We start from the raw sequence: 5,045 nt of genomic DNA on the forward strand, positions 1-5,045 counted from the left end.
AATTTAGTTCAAAAAAATCCCCGCTAATTTCTTAGCAGGGATTTGTGTATAAGAGACAGCTTTATGCGCCTTTTTTAATACCAACTAATACAAATTCTATGTAGTTAAAATTCGTAACTTACGCTAATACCGCCATCGGCTCTTTTTTCGTTGCTGTCGCTTGCTTTACCATAGCCCACATCTAGCTCTAATCTAAAACCAGCGCTGTTCAGTCCATTAAAGTTATAGCTGTACGTAAGCCCTATTCCGTTTGTTGTTTCTTCATCAAAAATACCGCCAATTACACAACCTAGCGTATTAGCAAAGTCAGTTGCTACATCATTAGTTGAACTTTCACACTCTTGGTCTGTATCTCTTGCACCAATAGCGCCCACAAGCGCGCCAAAAGCATGTTTTTTATTATCGCTAACTGCTTGTTCAAAACCGGCTGAAAAACCATCATCAAGGCCTAGTTTATAATTTGCATACCAGCGTTGTGTGTCGTCGTTAGCCGACAAAGACACTTCAGGAATAACTAAATAAGGATAGCCACCCCCAATCGAAAAACTAACATCGTTAGCAAAAGTAGAACAAGAAGCGATAGATAAAGTGAGTAGTAATATTTTTATTTTCATAAAGTTTCCTTTGAGTAAGCATAAAATGTACTTACTTTAGGGACACTGTGCAATACGACAAAAAGCTCGTTAAATTTAGCTTTAGTAATAAAATAGGGATTAAATTTTAGCGAGTATTTTATCGCTAGCCGCTTCTATTAAATCGAGCACATTTTCAAAGCCATCATCGCCGCCGTAATAAGGATCGGGAATAGCGCTTTGGGCTTGCTCGCCATATTCTAAAAATAGCGCCAGCTTATAGCGTAAATGCTCAGGGCATTGCGCTGTTAAATCAGCTAAATTTTGTGTATCGGCCGCTAAAATTAAATCAAATTCAGTAAAATCGCTTGTGCGTACTTTACGTGAATAAATACCTTTAAAACTATAACCACGTTTTTCGCCTGCTGCCATTGAGCGACTATCAGGCGTTTTACCTTCGTGGTAACCAATAGTCCCTGCCGAATCTACTTTAACGTTAACACCTAGCTTTTTAGCACGGGCTTTTAATACCGCCTCTGCAGTTGGCGAGCGGCAAATATTACCTAAACACACTATGAGTACTTTTTTCATTAAGGCTCCTCTAACTAATTTAAAAACCTAAGCTTTAAAACTGTTTTAAAATACTTTCTTCGTAATCTTCAACGTTAAGCGTTACGTTATGTTGCGCTGCAACAGATTCAAGCTCAGCTTGTTTAATGGCTAAATCGTCCATAGTGATTAGGTTATCGTCTAACTGCCACAATAACCGAGAGCCCGCGTAGCTATAATGAATCGCTAATAACGCATCGGCATTACCTTCACGGCCAGCGGCTTTTAACTTAGCCATTTTACGGGTTATTTTATTAAGTGCTTTTTTAAGCTCCCACACATAAACAACTTCTGTCATAAACGTATGTGTACGATATTTATGAAGTAACCACGCAAGCCCAACGCTAGTAATAGCAACACCTATTAAGTTCCAATGAAAGTGGCTACCACTTTCATCAGGAAATAAAGCAATCAGCGTTTGCGATATAGCCAAGCTGCCTACAGCCAAACCAATACCACATCCTGCAATAACACGGTTTAAATGTTTACGGTAACGCGCTTTATTTATTTCAATGAGTTGCATAACAGCCTAAAAAGTTAAGTTTTAATATTTGCGAATGGCTATTGTAACTAAACCCCACATTTATTATAAAATTATTTCACCCCTTTTTGATTTGCCACCCGTTATAGCTTTGAAAACACCCTAATTGTAGTGGTCAATAAAATTTGGAGCGGCTTATGCACACACTTGAAGTACCTAACAACCCAGTATTTATTAAAACATCGACTGCCGTTATTGGCGGCGCCGCAATGACCTTTGCAGCTTTTGCGTTTATGCAATATTTAATAAGTGGCGAACAACGGGCACCGGTTAAACCAGGGGACGATATTATAGTAGAAATTTTTCAGGCGCCTGAGGATTCAAAGCTAAGGCATATACAAAAAATACAGCCGCCACCGCCGATGCCTAAAGTGCCGCAAAAAGCTCCACCGCTTGATACATCAGCCGATCCTGTGTTGGCAATTAACGACTTTACGCCGATTACAATTGACGATTTTGGTGGCGACATTAACAACACCATTAATCGCCCAACAGGGGATGCAACACCCATAGTGCGTATAAACCCTAAATACCCAACCACAGCAGCACGCGATGGTATTGAAGGTTGGGTGCAACTAAGCTTTAGTATTTCGCCCACCGGTGAAGTAATCGACCCAGTAGTTATTAACGCCGAGCCAAAACGTACCTTTGACCGCGAAGCAATAAGAGCCATTAAACGCTGGAAATATCGCCCCAAAGTAATTGAAGGTGTGGCACAATTACAAACAGGTCAAACCGTACAGCTCGATTTTAAATTACAACAATAAAAGCGATGAGCCTATGCTACTAAGTATTAAGTCATGGTTATTTGAAACGCCAAGCAAGGACTGCATGGCAAGTTACGCAAAAAGTGGCGACAATCGTTACTTAGAGCAGCTTATTGCCCTCTACAGTAACGACTTATACCACTACCTTGTTACGCAATCTAATACGCATTTAGCATACGACGTAAGCCAACAAACATGGCTAAAAGTAATCGAAAAACGCCACCTTTACCAAGCCCAAACCACACCCAAAGCGTGGTTGTTTAAACTTGCCCGCAACACACTCATTGACGAATACCGCAGGCAACAACACTTTGTAGAGCTTGACGAAAACACGCATTTAGCAGCACAAAATGATAAAAGCGAAAGCGACTTAAATAGCAGTGACTTAACTAGTGGAGACTCGCATATAGGCAGCTCAAACATAAGCTATGACGCGTTCGACGCCGCCCTAAAACAACTTAGCTTTGTACAGCGCGAAGCCATAACATTACAACAAGAAGGCTTTTCGCTCACCGACATAGAGCTTATAACGCAAAGCAGCCTTGAGACCATTAAAACAAGGCTGCGCTATGCCAAGCAAAACCTTAAACGTTTATTAGGAGCAAACAATGAACAAGCCTGATGAGCCGCTTGATCAAAAGCTCACACAACACTACAAAGAGCGAAAAGCGCGCACTACACTTACAAGCGCTCAACAAAAAGCGCTACTTAATAAAGCCACGCACACAAAGCCTAAAAAGATCGGCTTTACGCTACAGCTAACCAGCCTAGCCTGCGCACTGGGTGTGTTTGCTTTTATTGTGTTTGATAATAACGATGGCATTAACCAAGCGCCTAAAACCGTGCTTAACAGCGTATTTAACACTATAGACATTCACGACTATTCAATTATTAAAACACACGAAATAAACCAAGCTGGTAGCTACGCAAGCTCTATTACAGAACAAAAACACGCGCTTGATAATCAATTAGCTAACGATTTACGCCGCCACCAACAGCGCCACATAGAATACGGCACTCTAGTGAAGGTAGATAACGACTGGTACATAGCCAGCTGTAATGATGAAGTGCTAGTGCAAATTAAGCATTCACTGTTGAGTGATTTAAAGGGTAAACACGCGGTAGAAAGTAATATAAATACGGGTGATATGCTCGCTATGGCGCATAACGGCAAAGGGCAGATTATAGCGCTTAAACATGCGGGCGCTGGGCTTAGGCAGTGTGGAGCTTAGATTTATCAGATAAATGATAATTTATAGGTTAATAGTTGTGCTATAAGTGTTTAAACTAACTTGCCATGTCACCCCCCTGATATTACGTTTACTATGTATAAAAAGTCAAAATATAAGGAAATAACATTGTCTAAGATTTGTATTCACGATGATTGCACACTAATTGCTAAATATAATAATAAATGCTCTCTTCATTGTAATAAGGGTGATTATTCAACTGATCGAATGAGCGAAAAGCTATCAGATTTCTACGAAGATTTAAAAAGGTATATTCTGAATGAGGCTTTTGGTGAATCCGAAGTGCCAGCACAAGGAAGTGTCGAAGCTCTAAAGTACAAGATAATCCATCTAAAAAATATTCAGTTTCCAGATAGAGATCCAAGAGACGCATTTGATTATTTTGAGCTCTTCAAAATGGTCAAAGGACTACATTTTGATAATTCGACGATAAGTTTTGACAGTTTAAACTTACCTGACATTCAGCTTTTTTTCCAAGACTGTATATTTAAAAACACATGGTACATTTATCCATTTTCAATCATTGAAGATATTAGTTATCAAACACTTTTTCAAAACTGTACCTTTCAAAGAGAAGTTACAAGCTCACTAATGGAAGACTCAAGAAGTACTCTTCAATTAGAAAACCACATATTTAATGACTGTACATTTAACAAGCACCTATCACTATTTAGAGGCACTTACAAAAAAAGTATTTTCAATAATACTGATAAATATATTCAAAAAATATCTGAATTAAAAATAGAAAATTGTGAGTTTGAGGAAGGGCTATCTCTTAATAAAAGTGAGGTAGACACATTAATAATTCAGAATATGGTATTCGAAGGAAAAGTTGATATTAAAGAGTGTGTTATTAGATATGCTCTGATATCTAATGTTAACTTCAAGTCATTATTCGATGCTTACAAAACGAAATTTAACCAGTTCGAGATAAAACAAAGTATTTTTGATGACTTTTCGGGCTTTGAAAAATGTGAGTTTGGCTGTAGTACTAATATAAGCTTGAAAAAGATCGGATTTGAATATGTTACGTTTCTTAATTTCACTAATTTTAGAAAAGCTAAATTTTATAATGGGTTAGATTTTGAAAATACCAATTTAAAGGAATCACCAAACTTTTTAAATGCAGAAATAAATTATAAAAATACAAACAGAGAAACCTTCAGAATCTTAAAGCATTCATTCGACAAGATCGGGAATCAAATTGAAGCCAATAAATACTTCGCTTTAGAAATGAAAAAGTACAAGGAGGAGCTCAAAGCTAAAAAGGGGTTGTCAGCCGAAAAAGCTGTCCTATGGCTGAATG

7 protein-coding genes are annotated in these 5,045 nt (G+C 38.3%); 4 read left to right on the forward strand and 3 right to left on the reverse strand.

Annotated elements, in window-relative coordinates; genetic code table 11:
• Window positions 1-104 precede the first annotated feature (104 nt).
• The 3 genes from CXF64_RS09075 to CXF64_RS09085 form a co-directional block, all read right to left on the reverse strand.
• Window positions 105-614, reverse strand: coding sequence for a hypothetical protein (locus tag CXF64_RS09075; RefSeq protein ID WP_007583799.1), 510 nt, complete (start codon window positions 612-614; stop codon window positions 105-107).
• A 99-nt stretch (window positions 615-713) separates the two neighbouring features.
• Window positions 714-1,163: a low molecular weight protein-tyrosine-phosphatase gene (locus CXF64_RS09080; protein ID WP_010555493.1), complete on the reverse strand. Its 450-nt coding sequence runs from the start codon at window positions 1,161-1,163 to the stop codon at window positions 714-716.
• Window positions 1,164-1,197: 34 nt separating this feature from the next.
• Window positions 1,198-1,704, reverse strand: a complete 507-nt coding sequence (locus CXF64_RS09085; protein ID WP_010555494.1) for a DUF3087 domain-containing protein — start codon at window positions 1,702-1,704, stop codon at window positions 1,198-1,200.
• Window positions 1,705-1,859: 155 nt separating this feature from the next.
• Between CXF64_RS09085 and CXF64_RS09090 the strand changes: the two genes are divergently transcribed.
• From CXF64_RS09090 to CXF64_RS09105, 4 genes are all read left to right on the forward strand, one after another.
• A complete protein-coding gene (locus tag CXF64_RS09090; protein ID WP_101216853.1) occupies window positions 1,860-2,489 on the forward strand; it encodes an energy transducer TonB in 630 nt (209 codons plus the stop codon).
• Between the two features lie 13 nt (window positions 2,490-2,502).
• A complete protein-coding gene (locus tag CXF64_RS09095; RefSeq protein WP_101216854.1) occupies window positions 2,503-3,111 on the forward strand; it encodes a sigma-70 family RNA polymerase sigma factor in 609 nt (202 codons plus the stop codon).
• Window positions 3,098-3,721: a hypothetical protein gene (locus CXF64_RS09100; RefSeq protein ID WP_101216855.1), complete on the forward strand. Its 624-nt coding sequence runs from the start codon at window positions 3,098-3,100 to the stop codon at window positions 3,719-3,721. The genes CXF64_RS09095 and CXF64_RS09100 overlap by 14 nt, the downstream gene beginning before the upstream one ends.
• A 225-nt stretch (window positions 3,722-3,946) precedes the next feature.
• Window positions 3,947-5,045, forward strand: a 1,099-nt coding sequence (locus CXF64_RS09105; protein ID WP_198551133.1) for a hypothetical protein, incomplete at its 3' end; no start/stop codon positions are given.

Origin of the sequence: Pseudoalteromonas sp. GutCa3, from assembly GCF_002836155.1 — a bacterium.
Classification (GTDB): Bacteria; Pseudomonadota; Gammaproteobacteria; order Enterobacterales; family Alteromonadaceae; genus Pseudoalteromonas; species Pseudoalteromonas arctica.

Coding starts and splice junctions, on each gene's coding strand:
- CXF64_RS09075 (WP_007583799.1), bottom strand. CDS start 614: ATGAAAATAAAAATATTACTACTCACTTTATCTATCGCTTCTTGTTCT.
- CXF64_RS09080 (WP_010555493.1), bottom strand. CDS start 1,163: ATGAAAAAAGTACTCATAGTGTGTTTAGGTAATATTTGCCGCTCGCCA.
- CXF64_RS09085 (WP_010555494.1), bottom strand. CDS start 1,704: ATGCAACTCATTGAAATAAATAAAGCGCGTTACCGTAAACATTTAAAC.
- CXF64_RS09090 (WP_101216853.1), top strand. CDS start 1,860: ATGCACACACTTGAAGTACCTAACAACCCAGTATTTATTAAAACATCG.
- CXF64_RS09095 (WP_101216854.1), top strand. CDS start 2,503: ATGCTACTAAGTATTAAGTCATGGTTATTTGAAACGCCAAGCAAGGAC.
- CXF64_RS09100 (WP_101216855.1), top strand. CDS start 3,098: ATGAACAAGCCTGATGAGCCGCTTGATCAAAAGCTCACACAACACTAC.